We start from the raw sequence: 19,857 nt of genomic DNA, 5'->3' as shown, positions 1-19,857 counted from the left end.
GCCTCAAAAGTAACTTTTGAACTATCGGCATGGCAATGGTATTACCGGCTACCACGTTTGGGGTGAACCGCCCCGGTGTGAATCGGTACCGTATTGGCCCTATCCCGCCGTAGGGCCCGGCTCCAAACTAAGACGCGAATCGCGATTGGGAAGCTGGGCCAGACTTCCTTAGGACTCGAACCATCGGATCAAAAAGTCCCTTGGTATCAGTCGTGGTATCCGTTATTTACATCATTGTAAGTTTGTTGAATTTCTGCGCCTCTCAGAGGCAAGTTCGAGTCCGACCGGGGCACCATAGACCGTCCGTGGACGTCCATTTTCGTCCGCCAAGTGACTGGTTTTGCTTCGTTATTTCTGTTATGGTGTCCGCAGGAATTCGGGCTCGTCGATACCATAGCGCGTCAGGTGCTTGGTACTTTTCTTGGCTGGCGAAAATCCGTTGGCTCGTCGACAAGGCGTACGCGACGCTCGCCAACCGTCCCATCACGGACACACCCGCCCTGGAGCGGGAGACAAGGTGTTCATGGTCCGAGACTCGCTTGCCAGAAGTGGCGGAAACCGGCGCTATTCGCCGTCTTTTCGCGAGATCGACGCGGAGCATCCGCCTGTCTGCGTGTCAGCCCGGCACACGCAACCTGTAACCGACCCCCGGCTCGTTGGTGATGAGGCGTGGCTGCGCCGGGTCGGCTTCGAGCTTCTGGCGCAGGTTGCGGACGATGATGCGGAGATAATCGACGCGCTGTTCCTGTGCCGGGCCCCAGACGTTGCGCAGCAGCTGCGCGTGGCTGATCACCCTGTCGGGGTAGCGTGCCAGCGCGGCGAGCACGTCGTATTCCTTGGGCGTGACGTGCACTTCGGTACTTGCGCGAAGGATACGGCGGCGCGCCAGATCGATTTCGACATCCCCGACGACGACGCGCGTCTGTCCGGCCTCTCCCGACTGGCGGTGCCGCAGCACCGTACGGATGCGGGCGAGGAGTTCCTCTGTATCGAACGGCTTCGTCAGATAGTCGTCGGCACCGAGATCGAGCGCGGCGACCTTCTCCGCCGTATCCTCGCGCGCCGAGATGACGATCACCCCCGCGGCTGAACGGGCGCGGATGATCTGGATGAGCTCGATCCCGTCGCGGTCGGGGAGGCCGAGATCGAGCAGAACCGCGTCCGGTTTCTCGATGTCGAGCAGCGACAGCCCCTCGCGCGCGGACGCGGCTTCGCTGACAGCGTGGCCCGCCCGCTGCAACGCCGCGCGCACGAGCCTGCGGATATGCGGATCGTCTTCGACGACGAGAATGCGCGCGGTTGCGGACATGGTCCCTTTTAGGGCTGCGGCGAAGCCTGGTCGAGCGCGAGGTTGAGGGCGAGCACGTTCACGCGCGGCTCGCCGATTATGCCCGCGAGCGGGGCTTCGGTGTGGGCTGCGACGCGCGCTGTCACGTCCGCTGCCGGCAGCCCGCGCGCCTTTGCGACGCGCGCGATCTGGAACCGTGCGGCGGCCGGGCTGATGTGCGGATCGAGGCCCGAGCCCGATGCGGTGACGAGATCGATGGGGACGCCGGGGCCATGCTGCGCGGCGTCGCCCTTTATGCGATCGACGAGCGCCTTCGATGTCGGTCCCAGGTTGGACCCCGAGGACGCCAGCGCATCATAGCCGTTCCCAGCGGCGGAGGGGCGGCCGTGGAAATAGCGCGGTGAGGCGAAGCGCTGCCCGATGAGCGCGGAGCCGACGACCTGCCCATCGCGCGCGATGAGGCTGCCGTTGGCTTGGCGCGGAAACAGGGCCTGACCGATACCCGTGAGCCCCAGCGGGTAGAGGATGCCGAGCAGGAGTGCGAACAGAAGCGTCAGGGTGAACGCGGGACGGAGGGCGGTACGGAGATCGGAAAGCATTGGGGGGTATCCTTCAGGCAAGACCGATACTGGTGACGGCAAGGTCGATGAGCTTGATGCCGATGAACGGCGCGACGAGACCGCCGAGGCCGTAGACCGCGAGATTGCGGGCGAGCAGCGGCCCGGCCGCCATGGGGCGATAGCGGACCCCCTTCAGCGCCAGCGGCACGAGACAGGGAATGATGAGCGCGTTGAAGATGATCGCCGAGAGGATCGCGCTTTCGGGCGAACCGAGCCCCATGACGTTGAGCACGCCAAGCCCCGGATAGAGCACCACGAACATCGCCGGAATGATCGCGAAATATTTCGCGACGTCGTTCGCGATGGAAAAGGTGGTGAGTGCGCCCCGTGTCATCAGGAGCTGTTTGCCGAGGCCGACGATCTCGATCAGCTTCGTGGGATCGCTGTCGAGATCGACCATGTTGCCCGCCTCGCGCGCCGCCTGCGTGCCCGTGTTCATGGCGACGCCGACATCGGCCTGTGCGAGCGCGGGCGCGTCGTTGGTGCCGTCGCCGCACATGGCGACGAGGCGCCCGCCCGCCTGCTCGCGGCGGATGAGCGCGAGCTTGTCCTCCGGCGTCGCTTCGGCCAGGAAATCGTCGACGCCGGCTTCGGCGGCAATCGCGGCGGCGGTAAGTGGATTGTCGCCGGTGATCATCACCGTGCGGATGCCCATGCGGCGAAGCTCCGCGAAGCGTTCGCGCACGCCTGCCTTCACGACGTCCGATAGTGCCACCGCACCGAGCAGACGCCCGTCCCGCACGACCGCAAGCGGTGTGGCGCCTGAACGGGCGATCTCGTTGGTGATGCGCGTGAGTTCGACGGCGGCAGGGGTGTCGGCAAGCGCAGGCTCCGCTTTCAGGATGGAATCGACGGCGCCCTTCCGAATGATGCTGCCTGCAACCTCGATCCCGGACACGCGCGTCTGCGCCGTGAACGCGATTACGCGCGCGTCCGCCGGGAGCGTGCGTGTGGCGACGGCATAGCGCTCGCGCGCCAGCACGACGATCGAGCGCCCTTCCGGCGTCTCGTCGGCAAGGCTGGCGAGTGTGGCGGCATTTGCCAGCGTTTCCACATCGATACCCGAGAGCGGCCGGAAGGCCGTTGCCTGGCGATCGCCGATGGTGATCGTACCCGTCTTGTCGAGCAGCAGCACATCGACATCGCCTGCAGCTTCCACCGCGCGGCCGGATTTCGCGAGCACGTTGAAACGCACCAGCCGGTCCATGCCCGCGATGCCGATCGCGGAGAGAAGCGCGGCGATCGTGGTGGGGATGAGCGTGATGAGCAGTGCGGCGAGCACCGCGACCGGAACGCTGCCGCCGGCATAGTCGGCAAAGCCGGGGATCGTGGACACGGCGATCAGGAAGATGATCGTGAGACCGACGAGCAGGATCGTGAGCGCGATCTCGTTGGGCGTCTTTTTCCGTTCGGCGCCTTCTACGAGCGCGATCATCCGGTCCAGAAAGCCATGCCCCGGCTCCTGCGTGACACGTACCTTGATGCGGTCCGAAATGACGCGCGTGCCCGCGGTGACGGCGCTGCGGTCGCCGCCGGCCTCGCGGATCACGGGAGCGCTCTCGCCGGTAATCGCGGCTTCGTTCACCGAGGCGACGCCCTCGATAACCTCGCCGTCGGCTGGGATCAGATCGCCGGTTTCGACAATAACGATTTCACCCTTCTGCAGCTGCGCGGCACCGACCACCTCGTAGATATCGCCGACCCCGACAAGCAGCTTCGCCTTGAGTTCGGATTTGGTGGCGCGCAGCGCCGCCGCCTGCGCCCGCCCGCGCCCTTCGGCAAGCGCTTCCGCAAAGGTGCCGAACAGTACGGTGAGCCAGAGCCACACGATGAGCTGTATCTGGAACGGCATGGAGAGACGCTCGCCGCCGATCGCGAGGAGCACGCCGAGGAGCAGCGCAACAACCGCCGTGGTGAACAGCACCGGATTGCGCACGAGCTGGCGCGGATCAAGCTTCAGCACCGCATCGCGCATCGCCGGGATCACGAGGCCTGCAGAGAACATGGATTTGGTCATGGGAGTTGTCCCTCAGAAGAGGTCGCCGCGCAGCATCGCGACATGGTCCGCAACCGGACCGAGCACTAGGCTGGGGAGGAAGGTGAGGCCGCCGACGATGAGGATGATCCCGATGAGGAGGCCGATCCACAGCGCCCCAGTGGTGGGGAACGAACCGGCGGTCGCGGGTGTGTATTTCTTCGCGGCGAGGTTGCCCGCGATGGCGAGCACGGGCACGATCACGAAGAACCGCCCGAGCCACATCGCGATGCCGAGAAGGGCGTTGTACCACGGCGTGCCCGCCGTGAGCCCCGCGAAGGCCGAGCCGTTGTTTCCGGCCGCCGACGTGAAGGCATAAAGGATTTCCGAAAAACCGTGCGGGCCCTTGTTGAGAGGCCCCGCGAGTCCCGCCGCGCTCACCGCGCTTAGCGCCGTGAAGCCGAGAATGGCGAGCGGCAGGACGGCGATGGCGAGCACGGCGAGCTTCACCTCGCGCGCCTCGATCTTCTTGCCGACATATTCGGGCGTCCGCCCGACCATCAGTCCGGCGACGAACACGGCGAGCAGGGCGAACAGCAGGAAGCCGTAGATGCCCGCGCCGACGCCGCCCACAACGACTTCGCCGAGCTGTATGTTGAACAGCGGGATCATGCCGCCGAGCGGCGTGAAGCTGTCGTGCATGGCATTGACGGCGCCGCACGAGGCAGCGGTCGTGATGACGGCAAAGAGTGCCGAAGCGGCGATGCCGAAGCGAATTTCCTTGCCCTCCATGTTGCCGCCGGAAATGCCGAGGCCGTGCAGGATCGGATTGCCTGCGGCCTCCTGCGAGTAGGCGACGGTCACGCCCGCGACGAACAGCACGAGCATGGCGACGAGGATCGCCCAGCCCTGCCGTGTGTTCCCCACAGCCTTGCCGAACGTCCACGTGAGGCCGACACCGATCACGAATATCGACAGCATCTGCACGAGGTTCGTCAGCGCAGTCGGATTCTCGAACGGGTGCGCGCTGTTCGCGTTGAAGAAACCGCCGCCGTTGGTGCCGAGCATCTTGATCGCTTCCTGGCTGGCGACCGGCCCAAGCGCGATCGTCTGCTTCGCGCCTTCCAGCGTGACGACATCAACCGATGCGGCGAGCGTTTGCGGTACGCCGCTCGCGATCAGGTACAGCGCATAAACGAACGAGATCGGCAGCAGCAGATAGAGCGTGATGCGCGTGATATCTGCCCACACATTGCCGACAGTGGTCGCCTCGCGCCGTGCGAAGCCGCGGAACAGAGCGAAGGCGACCGCAATGCCTGTCGCGGCCGACAGGAAATTTTGGATGGTGAGGCCGAGCATCTGAGCGAGGTTCGAAAGCGCCGCTTCGCCCGAATACCACTGCCAGTTGGTGTTGGTGGTGAAGCTGATCGAGGTGTTCATCGCGCCGTCCGGCCCGAGCGCGGCGAGGCCGCGCGGGTTCAGCGGCAGCATGTCCTGAAGCCGCAGCACGGCATAAGTGAACAGCAGGAGCGCGAGATTGAACAGGACGAGATGCAGCGCATAGCGCCGCCATCCCTGCTCCGCTGAGGGGTCAATCCCCGCGAGCCTGTAGAAGCCGTTTTCAACCGGCCCCAGAATGCGGTGAAGCGGTGTCCGCCGGCCTTCGTAAAGCGCGAACAGCCACAGGCCCATTGGCTTGGTGAGGGCCAGCAGCAGGCCCACGAACAGCGCGATGAGCGCCCATCCCTGGTAGGTCATCGGGAAGTTCCGATCAAAAGCGTTCGGGCCGCAGCAGTGCGGCCACGAGATAGAAGAGCAGCCCGAGCGCGGTAGCGCCGGCAAGGATCAGGTGCAGCGTCATTGGCTAGGCCTTCAGGCGTTGTCGCAGACGCGGACGAGCGCCAGCGTCGCAAGAACCAGCCCGCCCAGCAGGGCGAGCCATGGCAGGTCCGGCATGATGAATCTCCGTGTAAGCGCCTCCATGGCGCAGCTCACGAGATAGGCGCTGCCGCCATTAAGGTTCGACGGCGAATGCCGGTCTTTGGCATTAAGATTTCATAGTGAAGCCGGGACCGCCGTGGCGTTCGCATCCACTTCAGCCTACATCTGCGGGCGCCATGGATAGCGAGTCTCGTCCCTCACCCGATGCTCTGCTGCGCGCCGCGCGGCGGGAAGCGCGCGGCAAGCTCAAGATATTCCTCGGCGCTGCGCCTGGTGTCGGCAAGACATTCGAGATGCTTCGTGGCGGTGCCGCGCGCCTAAAGGCGGGTGTGGACACGGTGGTGGCGATCGTTGAGACGCACGGCCGCGCGGAAACCGCCGCGCTCCTCGAACCGTTCGAGGTCATCCCCCGCAGCCGCATCGACTATCAGGGCCACATGCTCGAGGAGATGGACCTCGATGCCGTGCTGGCGCGTCGTCCGGCGCTGGCGCTCGTCGACGAATATGCGCACAGTAACGTCGAGGGCAGCCGCCACCCAAAGCGTTGGCAGGACGTGGCCGAGCTGCTCGATGCGGGGATCGACGTCTACACCACGCTCAACATCCAGCACGTCGAGAGCCTGAACGACGTTGTCGCCGGCTTCACGCGCGTTCGGGTGCGCGAGACGGTGCCCGACAGCGTCTTCGACGGCGCCGAGATCGAAGTCGTCGACCTACCGCCCGACGAACTCATCGAGCGGCTGAAGGAGGGCAAGGTCTACATCCCCGCCGAAGCCTCGCGCGCGCTCGGCCATTTCTTCTCGAAGCAGAATCTTTCGGCGCTCAGGGAAATGGCGCTGCGGCGCGCGGCGCTCACGGTCGATCAGGCGATGCTGGAGCATCTCGACGCGCATGCCGTGCCCGGCACGTTCGGCGCCGGCGAACGCATTCTCGTCGCGGTCAGCGAATTGCCGGGCAGCGAGGCGCTGGTGCGCGTCGGCAAGCGGCTCGCCGATGCGCTCCGCGCGCCGTGGCAGGCGGTCTACATCGAAACGCCGCGCGCGGCCGCCTTCGACGAGGCGGACAAGCGCCGCGTCGCCGACGCGCTGCGCCTCGCCGCGAACCTCGGCGCGACGATCGCCACGGTCCCCGCCGAAAGCGTGATCGAGGGGCTGCGCGCCCACCTCGAAGGCATGCGCGCCACGCAACTTGTGCTCGGCAAGTCGGTGCGTAGCTGGTGGTTTGAGCTGCGGCACGGATCGGTGGTGAACGCCATGCTGCGCAGCGGCGACGGCCTCGCGATCCACGTCATCCCGGCGGAAGGCGGCCCCGTCCGAGCGCGGACTGCGCCTGCCAAGGGGTGGGGAAAGCCCCGCGACTACGCGCTTATCGCAGTCGCCATCGGCTTCACCACGTTGCTCTGCAAGATCGCCGAACCGTTGATCGGTGCAGGCGGCGTCGATCTCATCTATCTGCTGCCGGTCATTGCTGTAGCCGGGCGTTTCGGATCCCGACCCGGCATTGTCGCGGGCATGGCGTCGGCGCTCGCCTACAACTTCTTCTTTCTGCCACCCCTTTATACCTTCACCATCGCCGATCCGCAGAGCGTGCTCACCCTGTTCGTATTGCTCGGCATCGCGATTTTCACGGCTGAGATCGCCAGCCGCCTCAAGACGCGCGCCACGCTCGGCGCGCGAAGCGCGCACGAAAATGCCGCCGTCGCCGCTTTCGGACAGGCACTGGCGCGGGCGTCGGACTGGGAGTCGACGAGCCGTATTGTCTGCGCCGAGATGGCGCGCATCCTCGGTGTCAGGAGCCTGTTGCTGTGTGAACAGAATGGCAGTCTCGCGATACGAGCGTCGTTTCCGGAAGGCGCCGTGCTCGGCCCGATCGATCTGGCAGCAGCGGACTGGGCCTGGAGCCGGGGCGAGCCCGCCGGCGCCGGCTCCGATACGCTGAACGCCGCCGATTGGCAGTTCCATCCGTTGAAGACCGCGCTTGGCGTGCTCGCCGTCGTTGGGCTTTCGAGCGAGGACGGTCGGGCACCCGTCAGCGCCGATCGCGCTGTGCTGCTCTCCACACTGCTCGGGCAGGCGGCGCTGGCGCATGAGCGCCTAAAGCTCGAGGATGAGCTCCGCGCCGTTACCGTGCTCAAGGAGCGCGACCGGCTTCGCGCCGCGCTGCTCTCCTCTATCGGGCACGATCTACGCACACCGCTCACGTCCGTTTCCGGTGCGGTCGACGCGATCGCCGCCGAACACCCGGACGCTTCAACGCTGCCGGTGGCACGCGCCGAGATCGCGCGGCTCCGCCGTTTCCTCGACAACCTGCTCGACATGGTCCGCATCGACACCGGCAGGCTCGAACCCCGACCGGAAGCCGTTGACCTCACCGATGCTGTGGCGAGCGCCATTCACGACCTCAAGATGCTGCTCGCCCAGAGTCGCATCGACCTCAAGGTGCCAGCAAACCTGCCATTGGTTTCAGCCGATCCGACGCTGCTCCATCATATCCTGCTCAATCTTCTCACCAACGCTACCCAGCACGGCGGTGGCAGGATCGTGATCGAAGGGAAACGGACGCCCGATGCGGTGACGCTGTCCGTCTGCGATTCAGGGTCGGGCCTGCCGGAAACCGGCGCTGGGGCTTTTTCCGTATTCGAAACCGGGGCCGGCACTGATCGTGACCGGGGCAGCGGTCTCGGCCTTGCGATCGTGAAAGGCTTTGCGGATGCCATGGGCCTTGAGGTAACCGCCAGCAATCAGGACGCGGGCGGCTCGCTTTTCACGATCGTGTTTCCTGAAGGGGCTGTCATTAGAAACCCAAAACCGGACTGACGGGATGGTCGGCCCAAATGACCGCGGCAGACACATCAGCATTGATGGCGATCGTGCGAAATGAGCCGGAGGCAGATGCATGTGCTGCCGTGCCCGTTTGATGACTGAATCCGGAACTCGCTGTTTAATGCTGGTAACGGAGAGAAATGAATGCCCCCGTTTTTGCGCGGTACCACCGGTTCTCCGTAAACTGAACATCGTCGGCGCTGCGCGGCCCCGTATAGACGATGCGGTCGCGATCATGCTTGCGGGAAAGGGCGTTCTGCACGCTGGTCTCGATGGTAAGCTGCGGCGTCGCGGCGAACGTCCATTTTACGGTGGCATAGGGATCAGCGAAGGTTCGGCGCACTTCGTTGATCCTCCGATAGGTCAGCTTCTGGCCGAAATACACGTCAAGCGCAAAGGTCGACCGCAGCCTCGGGCGATCGAGCGAAGCATGTATCTCACTCTCGAACGGTGCCAGCGCGGTGATCGGCCGCCGGTCTCCAGTTACGGGATCGCGCACACTGCTGCGCCGCCATTCGCCGCTGAACGAAACGCGCCCGCCCGAGAGGCCAACCGTATCCAGCGGCCATGTGAACCGGAGCACTGCCGCATTGACCGTACCCTCGCCAATGTTGCCGGGCGCATCGAGGCCATCCACAGGCAAGAGATCGAGCACATTGTCGATCCGTTCGTGGCGATAGGCGAGCGTAAGCGCCCCATCAGTCCCGAACCGTCGTTCGACATCCGCCTCGAACACCCAGGCGGTCTGAGGACGCAGATCGAGATTTCCGGCGTCCACCGTGCCTTCGATCAGCGATGCCGAGCTTGCGAAATCCGAGAAATCGAGCTGACCGACATCCCGCTCGACCCGCAAGCGAACCAGTCCGCGCGCACCGGGACTCCAGCGCAGCAGCAGCTTCGGTTTCAGAAATCCGAATTCCCGAGAATAGTCGAAGCCAGTGCTGTGATCCTTCTGCCCGAGCCGCGACCCCTCACCGCGCAGGGTCATTTCAGCCGTGAGCCGCGAGGAAACCGCCAGCTTCATCAACGCCGACAAGTCCGCTCGCCATTCCGTGATCGTCACATCTGCGCCGGGAAGGGTGATAGGTGTGCCGGCAACCGACAGCGCGCTCACGCTATCGAGCGCATTGTAGGCGACCTCACCACTGATTTCCCAAGACGGCCCGCGTGCCGGCGTGCGATCAACCGTTGCGCGCAATATGCGTTCATCGGCGACACTGTCGGACATATAATCGGACAAAGCGCCCCCATCATCGCTCGTCGAACGCACCGCGATGTCCTTGCGTGTCGCCAGCGCCAGCAGTTTCGTATTGACGTCTCCGAAGGGGCGCGACCATTCTCCGCCGAGTTCACCGCTGTTCGTTCGGACCCGATCATCCGTTCGCGCACTCGGCCCAAATATATTGGCTTCCAGAAAAGCCAGCGTCTCTCGCGTACGATAATCCTGATGCGTGAGCGAGAGATTGCCACGCGCCGTCCCTCCCGCCAGCGGAAGGTCCGCAGCCATGCGCGCTTCCGCGCCGCGGATGGGGGAGTCCACAGAAATGCGTGCGCGTTCGAGAACGTCTCCTGAGGCACTGCGTTTCACACGTTCGCCATTACCGCTTTCGTCCTGATTGCGCGAAAGCAGCAGCGACGCTTCCCAACCGCCCGTGATGCCGCGCCGCGATGTTTCAGCGCGAAATGCCGGACGTGTGGTCCCATCGGTATAGGTGTAGTTCGAAAGCGTGAAGGCACGCACATTAGAGGTGTCCGAAATCCGCACAACATTCGCCAGAAGCTGTGCGCCTTTCTGGTCGATCCCCGGCCGCGCCGTGCGGATGAGTTCAATGCGCGCAACTTGGCCTGCCGGTATCGCCTTCAGAATATCATCCAGCGTGCGGCTCTTTGTGGAAGGCCGCACGCCATCCACAAGAACGTTGCCGGCGGCGCCCGCATAGCCGCGAACGGCGTCGCCGGACGCGATCACGAAACCGGGCAGGCGAACCACCATGTCGTACGCGGTCACGGGCGCGGCCTGCTCAAAATAGGCGGGTTCAAAAACGAGATCGCTCGCTGACCACGCGCGGCCTGGCATCGCGCCAAGTGCTGCGGCCAACGCCAGAGCTGCAGTCTTCAACGGCGTTTCCCTTTGATGAAGCCCGGCATCATCGCACGCAGCACGCTATCTTCAGGTCGCATTGCGTGGCCTATGGCTGCGATGGCATGTGCAGCAGCGAGACCGACAAGGAACCAGCCGCCCCATTTGTGTAAGTAGCTGAGGGCGATACTTGGGCCATCATGTCGGGCGAAAGGGGACGGTATGCCGATCCCGAATGGCAGTTCGAGCCGTGCGTTCACGAAAGCATCCATCAGATAGCCACTGACCGGCAGTGCCAGGATGAGAACGAGCAGGGCAGAATGCACAAGCCGTGCCGGTGGTCCGCCTATTGCGGGCGGGCGTGCGGCCCGCCTGCGCACAGCGGCCCAGAAGAGCGCAAGGCCGAGAACCAGAAGGCCGCCGAGTTTGTGCCAGCCGATCCACGCCTTGTAGCGATCAATGTAGGGCTGGCTCCAGTCCGGCGGCGAGAGCAGATAGATCGCAAGCCCCGCAACCGTGAGCGCCAAGAGACCCGTCCCCCAGTGCACCGCAACAATGGCGCTTGGCCAGCGCCGCTCTGCGCGGTCGTCTATGCTCACCAACCCACTGTCCGCACGGCCTTGCACTGGCGGAGCGCCGTTTCGATCGAGCGTACCGGAGCGATTTCGGCGTAGGCTGCGGGCGCCCGGTCGGTCGCCAGAAGATCGACACCGTCTGCCGCAAGCTCGGCATAGATGCCCTTCAGATCGAGGTTTTCGATTGCGCCATCCACATACCACAAGGTGCCGTAGGAGACGGTGTGTCCCTCGGCATGCAGGGCGTTCCAGAAGGAACGGTCGCGTTTGCCGATACCCGTCCAAGGCACGACGCGCCGCATGTCGATTCCTGCCTCCTTCACGCGCTGCAATGCCGCTGCATCGGGAATTTCGAGTGACATACTGATTTCGTCATCGAGGGCCTGAAGCCGCTTTGCATCTGGGAGGTTGTTAATCAGCAGCATGAAGTTCGCTTGCGCGCCTGCTTCGCGAATTTCTCTCACGATCTGGGGCAGCGTCTCGCTGACCTTCACTTCCGCGAGAACCAGGCCGCGCCCCTTCGCCCAAACCGCCATGTCGCGGAGCTGCGGGATCTGGAATGCCGTTTCATTCCCGTCATTGTCCTTGAGGCGAAGCGTGCGCAGCGCCTCCCAATCGTGGTCCGCGACCGCGCCCGTTCCCGTTGTCGTCCGGTCGAGAGTGTCGTCGTGCATCAGCACGAGCACACCATCGCGGCTCTGCCGCACGTCGACTTCGAGCAGGGCTGGAAACGCTGTGAGCGTCCGCGCCGCTGATTCAATTGCATTCTCGGGATAGCCAGGCGCGGCGCCGCCGCGATGTGCGCTGACCAGCGTGCCGATGCCGCGGGTGCAGGCGAGGAGGTCGTGCACGGATGCAAACGGGTTTGCGACCGGGACACGCGGTTCCGGAAGTGTCGCCGGGGTAGCAAGACCTGCCGAGGGTGTCAGGCTGCCGATCAGCAGTGCACTAAGGATCGCTTTACGCATTGGCTTTTACCTTCGAGTCGGGAGGATCAGAAACGTGCTCGGGCACCGAGCTGCCAGGTGCGCGGCGCCCCACGGTAGCTGTCTGGTTCCTCGTAGCTTTCGTCGAACGCGTTCCTTAGATTGGCGAACAGTTCGATGCCTTCCGAAACGGTGTAGCGCGCCGAGAGGTTGACGAGATCATAGGCGGCAACCGTGCCGTTTCCGAGATAACCGCCGCCGGGTCCCCAGGGGCTCGTATTCTCGTAGAGGACATCCTCGCGCGCACCGCGCCGGAAATAGTCGACCGAAAACGACAGCGCCGATGTGGGTGTGACAGTCAGGCTGGCGGACCAGCCATGTTTGGGCCGCCGCAGCAGGCGGTCCCCCGTTGCATCGTTGACGGCATCGGTGCGCGTGTAGTTGACCTTGAACTCGGCAACGCCTTCAGCACGTGCTGTGAGGCTGAGCTCATAGCCGTCGATCGCGGCGCGCCCGATGTTACGATTCTGGAGCGCAGCAGAGTCGTATTCGATGAGATTCCTGATCTTCGTATCGAAATAGGTAGCCGTGAGGCCGAGCCAGCCCTTGCTGCCGATATCCGTGCCCGCGTCGAGACCCGCTTCGAAAGATTTGCCGTGCTCGGGGCGCAGACCGGGATTACCGATGTTCCACGCGCTTTGCGTGAAACGCTCGCTCAGTGTCGGTGCCTTGAAGGACTTGCCGTAGGCGACATAAGCCCGGCCGCCGATCTCCGGCAGGCGAAGCACAGCGCCGGAATTCCATGTGGTGACAGATTTGAACGCTTCCGGATCATCGTGGCGGAGTGATCCGTTAAGTTCCACACGCTCTGCCATCGAAACCTGTGCCAGCGCATAGAATGCTGTCTGCTTTTCAGCGCGGGCCAGCGTTTCCGTGGTGCCGCTCAAAGAGCGGACCTTTTCCTTCTGCCATTCGACGCCACCGGACAGCGTAGCTTCTGCACCTTCCATCGGCGTAAAGCTGATGCGGTTCCGCCATGCGGCGAAGGTACGGAGGCCGGTCGATTTGGCGTCGAGGCTGCCGAAGGCATTATTGGTATCTGGGCTATTGTGATCGACCCGTTTGTTGTCGACCTGTCCGAATTCGAGGTCGCCCTGATAACGGCCGTCGAGCAGCGTGAGCCGCGGTGCGATACGCCATACGAAATAGCGGTCCGTGCCACTGCGGCCTTCGCGGTCGAGTGCGGCATCGTCGAAGTCAGTCTTCGCTCGGCGGAAACGAGCGAGCCCGCGCACCATGAGCGCATCGGTAAGCTTCAGTTCGCCGTTCGCTGTCAGCGTGAGAAAGTTGCTGCCGTCGCGTTCGCCGAGATTGTCGGCGAGGCGGGCGGCGACGTTGTTGAAGCCGCCCGTCTCGAAATATTCCCCCGTGATACCGTAGGCGAGCACGCCGCTTGAGCCGCGCGCACCGGCAAGGCCCCGATATGTATCGAGATTGCCCGCGGCAACCTCGGCGTAGGGCATAAACGCTTCGTTGCCGCCGATACGCGGGATGAAGTTGATGACGCCGCCGATGGCATCTGAACCGTAGACAGCAGATGCAGGACCACGCAGGACCTCGACGCGCTCCAAGTCGCCAAGCGTATCCGAGCCGAAGTTGAATTGACCGTTGGGTGTCGATGCATCGTTCATCCGGATGCCGTCGAAGAGTGCCAACGTATGCTTGGAATTTGTACCGCGCGAGAAGACTGAGGTCAGCGTGCCGGCGCCGCCGCTTTGGACGACGCTGAGGCCGGGAACCGTCTTGAGCACGTCGGCGGCTGTTACGTAGCCTTTCTGCTCGATGAGGTCGCGTGTGATGACTTCCGTCCGCGCAGCGACGCTCTCGGCGCTCGACTTGCCGCGCATCGCGGTGACGATGATCTGTTCGTCTTCTGTTGCGGCGTCGTCTGCGTGTGCGGAGGGCGCCAGGACGGCGGAGAGGGGAAGGGCGAGTAACGCGGATATGTAACGATGCGCGGTCATAGGGGGCTACCTGTTCGTTTTGCTTCAGGGGGCACCTAGGGCTGCTGCATGACTGATCAATTTCGCGACCATGAACACTGGAGGTCAGGAGCGTATGGAAACGTATGGCGGCCCGACCTGCCGACGAATAGACCTGCTGAATCGCGGCGCTGGCCCAACCTGATCAAGCAGTTACGCCGAAGGGCAGGCCTCTCTCAGGCCGCACTGGCGGAAGAGCTTGGCGTGCGACAGGCGTCGGTTTCGCGATGGGAGAACGGGCATGACCTGCCCTCGTTGCAGCTTCGCCATCGGATGCGCACGATGTTGCAAACCTCGAATGCATCCTGCCTCAAACAGCAGCTTCAGATTCGGATGGCTTATGCCCCCTCGCCGATGAGTATCGTCGGTCCCGGTGCCCGCTTCCTCGATTTCAGCCGCAGCTTTGCGGCGGAGACGGGTACAGTCGTTGAGGTCCTCAGGGGAAACCGAATCTACGGACAATTCGGAGAAACCGTCGATATGACGACGGAAACATGGGAAAAGAGCGGCATATTCGGCGGCGATATCGCGTTCACCCTGACCGTGCTTGCGTTCAGGAACGCCGCTGGTCAGATGGTCCACCTCAAGAACTTCGATACGCCTTATATGCTCGACGATGACGAAATCGTGACGATCTGCGAGACACGACGGATCGAGGAAAGTGCATATGACGAGCACATTCTGACGTACGGCGGCCCGGTGTTTTTCCTCAGTTATGACGAACTTGGGAGCTGATTCGCTTCGAGCACGTGGACTCGAACCATTGGGTTAAAAGGTCTCTTGGTGCCGGTCATGGTGCCTGCGCTGCATCGGGCAAAACTCGCCGATCCCGCACGATACAATGGAATTTTTCGTGGTATCGAGTTGCCTTCCTGAGGTGGTGCCATGCGGCTCTCGGCGCTGGCGGTCCGCAACGCGAAACCGCGTGAGACGCCCAAGCTCGGTCTTGAGAGGGAACTGCTGGGTCATGGTGGTTGTCAGGGCAACCTGGAGCGAGCGCGCACATGCGTTAAATATACTAAATGGTATTCCGATCACGGTACGCTGCGCGGCGTTTCTATATAAAATTATACTGGCAAGTATGTTAAATTCGCGCTATTGCCACCTATGATGGCGGCGCTGTGAGAGGAATAGAGGTTGGATAAGATTACCGGCAGGCCTTCCGGGGACGCAGGCGTCGACTATGCCAAACTTCGTTTGGGTGTCGACGAGGGCAACATACCTTCTCTGCTCATGTGTCTCTTCCAGATGACCGGCGATGCCAAATGGCTGCAGCCGCCGTTTGCGCCGAAGCGCGGCAAAGGGCTTGATGACAATGATTCCGCGGGACTTCCCGACGCGCTTCAGCGGCAAATTCGCGATGCGGCTTATGAAGCGATAACCGCTTGGCTCAAAGGGGGCGAGCTTGCGCTGCCTCGCCCCTCTAACGCCCAGCTTGCGCATATGCTGAGCGTTGCCATGGTCGAGGACGTGCCGGAAGAATATGGCGATGTCATCGCGGCGACGATGAGGCTTGAAGGGGAGGTGTCGACGCCTCGTTCCCAGCGGCCTTTGAGCGCCATTGTCATCGGTGCGGGCGTTTCCGGAATATGCGCAGCGATAAAGCTTGCCGAGATGGGCATAGAATGCCGGATCTTCGAGAAGAACACGCAGTTCGGAGGCACTTGGTGGGAAAACCGTTACCCGGGTTGTGGCGTCGATACGCCGAACCTTACCTACACCTTCTCGTTCCGCGGAGCGGACTGGTCCAAGTATTTCCCGCTTCGGGGCGAGATTTCCAACTATCTCGTTGAAACTGCGGTTGAATACGGGCTTTACGATCGCGTCAGCTTCGAGACGACCGTTAAGAAGGCTGAATGGATTGAAAACGAAAATCGCTGGAAGGTGAGCGTAACCGACAAGGATGGCGGCACGGAGCAGCATTATGCCGATCTCGTATTCAGCGCGGTCGGCATACTCAATATGCCGCTGGTGCCGGAGATTCCGGGACTCGAAAGTTTCACCGGGCGCGTTGTGCACACCTCCGATTGGCCGGAAGACCTGGACGTGACGGGAAAGCGCGTTGCGGTTGTGGGTAACGGCGCATCTGCCATGCAGGTCGTGCCTGCGATTGCGGAAAGTGTCTCAGAACTCACGATTTTTGCGCGCTCGAAGCAGTGGGCGGCCCCATTTCCACAGTTCAGGAAGCCTGTGCCGGAAGGGGTTCGCTACCTGCTGCAAATCGTGCCGCTGTACCGGGCGTGGTGCGAGCAGCGTCTGTCGTGGACGTTCAACGATCGCGTGCATGGTACATTATTTCGGGATCCCGAGTGGGCGCACCCTGAACGTGCCGTCAATGCCATCAATGATGGTCACCGCGAGTACTTCACCCGCTATGTGATTGAAGAGCTTGGAGATCGGCAGGATCTTCTGCCGCATGTTTTACCCGATTACCCGCCGTTTGCGAAGCGCATGCTGCTCGACAACGGTTGGTACCGCACGCTTCGACGGGAAAATGTTCGTCTGATTCCGGAAAGGCTTGCGGAAGTTCAAGGGGATAAGCTGGTTGCGGGCAGTGGGGAGAGCGCGTCGGCAGACGTACTGATCCTCGCCACCGGCTTTCAGGCTGCCAATGTCCTGGGGTCTTACGAGGTCGTCGGTCGCGGCGGCCGGGTTCTCAGCGACTTTTGGGATGGTGACAATGCCGCTGCTTATCTCGGCACCGTTGTTGCCGGTTTTCCCAACTTTTTCATATTGCTTGGTCCGAATGTCGGGGCCGGCCATGGCGGCAGCATGATCCGTTCGATCGAGAACCAGACGCATTATGCGCTACGGATCGTCGAGGAAATGGTCCGGCAAAATGCGCTCGCCGTCGACGTCAGGGAAGACGTTTATACCGACTATTCGGATCGGGTCGACGCCGCGCACGAAAAGCTGGTGTGGACGCATCCCGGTACGGAAAACTGGTATCGAAACGCGCGAGGCCGCATTGTCGCGATCACGCCATGGCGGAACGATGCCTTCTGGCGGATGACCCGGGAAGCTAATCCGGCCGATTTCGTTTTCAAACACGATCGAACCCAAAACGGCTGACACAACGCTGCCGCGCTTCAATCGGTTTATACTCAACAGTATGATCCTGTGAGGGTCAGGGTCCACCAGTCCCGCGCCTGGATTGAAGAAACGGCTGTTTTTCGCCCTGAATCTCGCGTTTTGATAGGAAACGGCCGAACTTCGAAGGCGCTTGCAAAAAACTACTCACAAGTATACTCATTGACGACATAAGTCATAAGACGATCGGGGAGGTGCTGTTATGCGACGGAACTCATGTGCATTTGTGTTCGGTGTGAGCCTGCTGACGACGGCGTCGTTCTCCGGCGTTGCCCTCGCGCAGCAGGCGGGAGGCGCGGATGGCACCGGCGAGCCTCAGAACTCGGAAATCGTTATCACGGCGACTCGCCAGAACACATCGCTGGCTGATACGGCGGCGGCGGTCTCGGCCATTTCCTCTCAGGATCTTGGGCCGGGAGGAATCCAGGACATCGGTGACTTGCAGTCTTCGGTGCCGAACGTCTCGATCGGCGACCAATTCGGTGTGAACCGTACGTTCATTCGCGGTATCGGCATGACCAGCATCGATCTTGGTGCCGACGGTGCCGTGGCGTTCCTTCAGGACGGGGCGATGATCTCGCGGCCGGCGGCGCAGCTGGCCGGCTTCTACGATCTCGCACAGATCGAGGTATTGCGGGGGCCGCAGGGAACGCTCTACGGACGCGGCGCCACGGGCGGCGCGATCAACCTTATTACAGCAAAACCGACCGACGATTTTTCGGGTTATATTCGCGGCACTTACGCCAACTACGATGCCGTTACGCTGGAAGGCGCTGTTGGAGGCCCCATCGCGTCAGACACGCTGCTCTTCAGGATCGCGGGCAAGAAGGAAAAACGCGACGGGTACGGCAAGAACCTCTTCACAGGCTCTGATGTCGACAACCGTGATGCCTACGCGGTGCGCGGGATTCTCGAGGCGCGTTTGTCGTCTGAACTGACAGCCTCGCTCATCGTCGAGCACTATGAGGAAGACGACAACAACTACGCCTTCCACTACTTCGGACCGACGATCGTTCCGGCGGATTCGCTGCCGCACAATCTGCTCGGCGGTGAAACCATCTTCGACTATTACGCCGCGCGCGGCGAGAAGCCGAATCTTCGGAACATTTATTCCGACGAGGAGCCGATCAACAAGCGGAACGGCGAGAATTATACCGCTCTTGTCGAATGGGACGCCGGTGATTTCAACTTGAAGTCGATCACGGCGTACCGCGACTTCAAGCGTTTCAACAGGACCGACCTCGACGTTTCGGACGTCTGGATGTATGGCCAGAACAATTACGTGGAGGATGCCAACTCGTTCAGCCAGGAGCTGCTGCTGAATTACAAGAGTGGCGGCCTCGATATCCTCGCAGGTGCCATGTATTTCGAGGAGGAGCTCTACGGCGAAGTGAAGGTGCCGACGGTAAATCTCGGCCTTCTCTTCGGATTGCCGGCGGACACGTTCGACGACGGCAACTATTTCCAGCGTGGTACGGTCGATACGAAGTCTTACGGTGTCTTCGCGCAGGCTGCGTTCGATCTGACGTCGCAGCTGCGGGTCACGGCCGGTGCGCGTTACAGCTATGAACGGCGCAAAGGCGTCGGCCAGTTCACTTTCGAGGCGGCGGGGATCGATATTCCCACCGACCGGAAGAAGGGGTGGGGCGCGATCACGCCGAAGTTGCTCGTCGAATGGCGTCCGGCCGACGAAACGCTGATTTACGGTACAGTCACGCGCGGCTTCAAATCCGGTGTTATCAACGTTGGCAGTGCGAATTCCGTGATCGATCCAGAATTCGTGTGGAACTATGAGGCAGGCTTCAAGCAGCAGCTTGCCGACAACCGCATCCTGCTGAGCGGCGCTGTGTTCTATTACGACTATACCGATCTTCAGGTGGGCTTCGTCAACGCGCAGAGCATCGTGGAGACGATCAATGCGGGTGCGGCGAAGAATTATGGCGCCGAGCTTGAACTCAGCGGGCGTGTGAACGAAAACCTGACGCTCAATGCCTATGCCGCCTATCTCAACGCGAAGTTCCAGGATTTCTGCAACGGCTACTATGGTGCGGCCGTCAGTCGACCGGGTATCTCCTACGACCCGTGCCCGTCGGACCCCGCTCTCGCGGATCTTGATGGCAAGCGCCTGCCAAATGCACCGAAATTCTCGTTTGGCGCGGGCTTTGATTACACGGTCGAGGTCGGTCCGGGCGAGCTGACGCTCGGTGCGGACATGAGCTATCAAAGCAAGGTTTATTTCACCGAGTTCAATAACATGGATGCGGCACAGGGTGGCTATGCGCTTGTGAACGCGAACCTCACCTACAAGCATGAAAGCGGCTTGTCCGCGAGCCTCTGGGCGCGCAACCTTACGGACAAGTTCGCGATCTCCAACAACATCGTAACGGCGCCGACTTTCGCGCTCGTGCGAGTCGGCTCGGTCATCCCGCCGCGTACCTATGGGTTCACGCTAGGTTACGCATTCTGATCGCGGCATCTTCATGGTCTGGACGTCGGGG

At 62.4% G+C, this 19,857-nt stretch carries 13 protein-coding genes; 4 read left to right on the top strand and 9 right to left on the bottom strand.

Features of this window, described 5'->3' with window-relative positions:
• Positions 1 to 616: 616 nt before the first annotated feature.
• The 5 genes from H2052_RS07960 to kdpF are packed head-to-tail and all read right to left on the bottom strand — an operon-like array spanning position 617 to position 5,744.
• Complete coding sequence (locus H2052_RS07960) at positions 617 to 1,309, bottom strand: response regulator transcription factor (RefSeq protein WP_293779929.1); 693 nt, start codon at positions 1,307 to 1,309, stop codon at positions 617 to 619.
• 8 nt (positions 1,310 to 1,317) lie between these two features.
• Positions 1,318 to 1,887, bottom strand: a complete 570-nt coding sequence (gene kdpC / locus H2052_RS07955; protein WP_293779928.1) for a potassium-transporting ATPase subunit KdpC — start codon at positions 1,885 to 1,887, stop codon at positions 1,318 to 1,320.
• Positions 1,888 to 1,900: 13 nt separating this feature from the next.
• Positions 1,901 to 3,925, bottom strand: coding sequence for a potassium-transporting ATPase subunit KdpB (kdpB, locus tag H2052_RS07950; protein WP_293779927.1), 2,025 nt, complete (start codon positions 3,923 to 3,925; stop codon positions 1,901 to 1,903).
• Positions 3,926 to 3,937: 12 nt separating this feature from the next.
• On the bottom strand, positions 3,938 to 5,641 hold the full coding sequence (kdpA, locus tag H2052_RS07945) for a potassium-transporting ATPase subunit KdpA (protein WP_293779926.1): 1,704 nt from the start codon (positions 5,639 to 5,641) through the stop codon (positions 3,938 to 3,940).
• A gap of 13 nt (positions 5,642 to 5,654) precedes the next feature.
• The gene (kdpF, locus tag H2052_RS07940; RefSeq protein WP_293779925.1) at positions 5,655 to 5,744 is read right to left on the bottom strand and encodes a K(+)-transporting ATPase subunit F; all 90 of its coding nucleotides are present in this window, start codon (positions 5,742 to 5,744) and stop codon (positions 5,655 to 5,657) included.
• A 256-nt stretch (positions 5,745 to 6,000) separates the two neighbouring features.
• On the opposite strand from kdpF, the gene H2052_RS07935 reads away from it, so the two are divergent.
• Complete coding sequence (locus tag H2052_RS07935) at positions 6,001 to 8,640, top strand: sensor histidine kinase KdpD (RefSeq protein WP_293779924.1); 2,640 nt, start codon at positions 6,001 to 6,003, stop codon at positions 8,638 to 8,640.
• Positions 8,641 to 8,764: 124 nt separating this feature from the next.
• Here H2052_RS07935 and H2052_RS07930 read toward each other — a convergent pair whose 3' ends face one another.
• The 4 genes from H2052_RS07930 to H2052_RS07915 are packed head-to-tail and all read right to left on the bottom strand — an operon-like array spanning position 8,765 to position 14,251.
• A complete protein-coding gene (locus tag H2052_RS07930) occupies positions 8,765 to 10,765 on the bottom strand; it encodes a TonB-dependent receptor (RefSeq protein ID WP_293779923.1) in 2,001 nt (666 codons plus the stop codon).
• Positions 10,762 to 11,325, bottom strand: coding sequence for a cytochrome b/b6 domain-containing protein (locus H2052_RS07925; RefSeq protein WP_293779922.1), 564 nt, complete (start codon positions 11,323 to 11,325; stop codon positions 10,762 to 10,764). Before H2052_RS07925 ends, H2052_RS07930 begins: the two co-directional genes overlap by 4 nt.
• On the bottom strand, positions 11,322 to 12,269 hold the full coding sequence (locus H2052_RS07920) for a glycerophosphodiester phosphodiesterase family protein (protein ID WP_293779921.1): 948 nt from the start codon (positions 12,267 to 12,269) through the stop codon (positions 11,322 to 11,324). The genes H2052_RS07925 and H2052_RS07920 overlap by 4 nt, the downstream gene beginning before the upstream one ends.
• A gap of 26 nt (positions 12,270 to 12,295) precedes the next feature.
• A complete protein-coding gene (locus H2052_RS07915; RefSeq protein WP_293779919.1) occupies positions 12,296 to 14,251 on the bottom strand; it encodes a TonB-dependent receptor in 1,956 nt (651 codons plus the stop codon).
• A 48-nt stretch (positions 14,252 to 14,299) separates the two neighbouring features.
• On the opposite strand from H2052_RS07915, the gene H2052_RS07910 reads away from it, so the two are divergent.
• From H2052_RS07910 to H2052_RS07900, 3 genes are all read left to right on the top strand, one after another.
• The gene (locus H2052_RS07910) at positions 14,300 to 15,004 is read left to right on the top strand and encodes a helix-turn-helix transcriptional regulator (RefSeq protein WP_293779917.1); all 705 of its coding nucleotides are present in this window, start codon (positions 14,300 to 14,302) and stop codon (positions 15,002 to 15,004) included.
• 402 nt (positions 15,005 to 15,406) lie between these two features.
• The gene (locus H2052_RS07905) at positions 15,407 to 17,341 is read left to right on the top strand and encodes an NAD(P)/FAD-dependent oxidoreductase (protein WP_293779915.1); all 1,935 of its coding nucleotides are present in this window, start codon (positions 15,407 to 15,409) and stop codon (positions 17,339 to 17,341) included.
• A 220-nt stretch (positions 17,342 to 17,561) separates the two neighbouring features.
• Complete coding sequence (locus H2052_RS07900; RefSeq protein WP_293779913.1) at positions 17,562 to 19,826, top strand: TonB-dependent receptor; 2,265 nt, start codon at positions 17,562 to 17,564, stop codon at positions 19,824 to 19,826.
• The last annotated feature ends 31 nt before the right edge of the window (positions 19,827 to 19,857 follow it).

It is taken from the genome of Sphingosinicella sp. (genome assembly GCF_013911755.1).
Taxonomy (GTDB): Bacteria; Pseudomonadota; Alphaproteobacteria; order Sphingomonadales; family Sphingomonadaceae; genus Sphingosinicella.
Note: the sequence above shows the minus strand (reverse complement) of the source record. Positions and strands in the feature narration are given on the sequence as shown.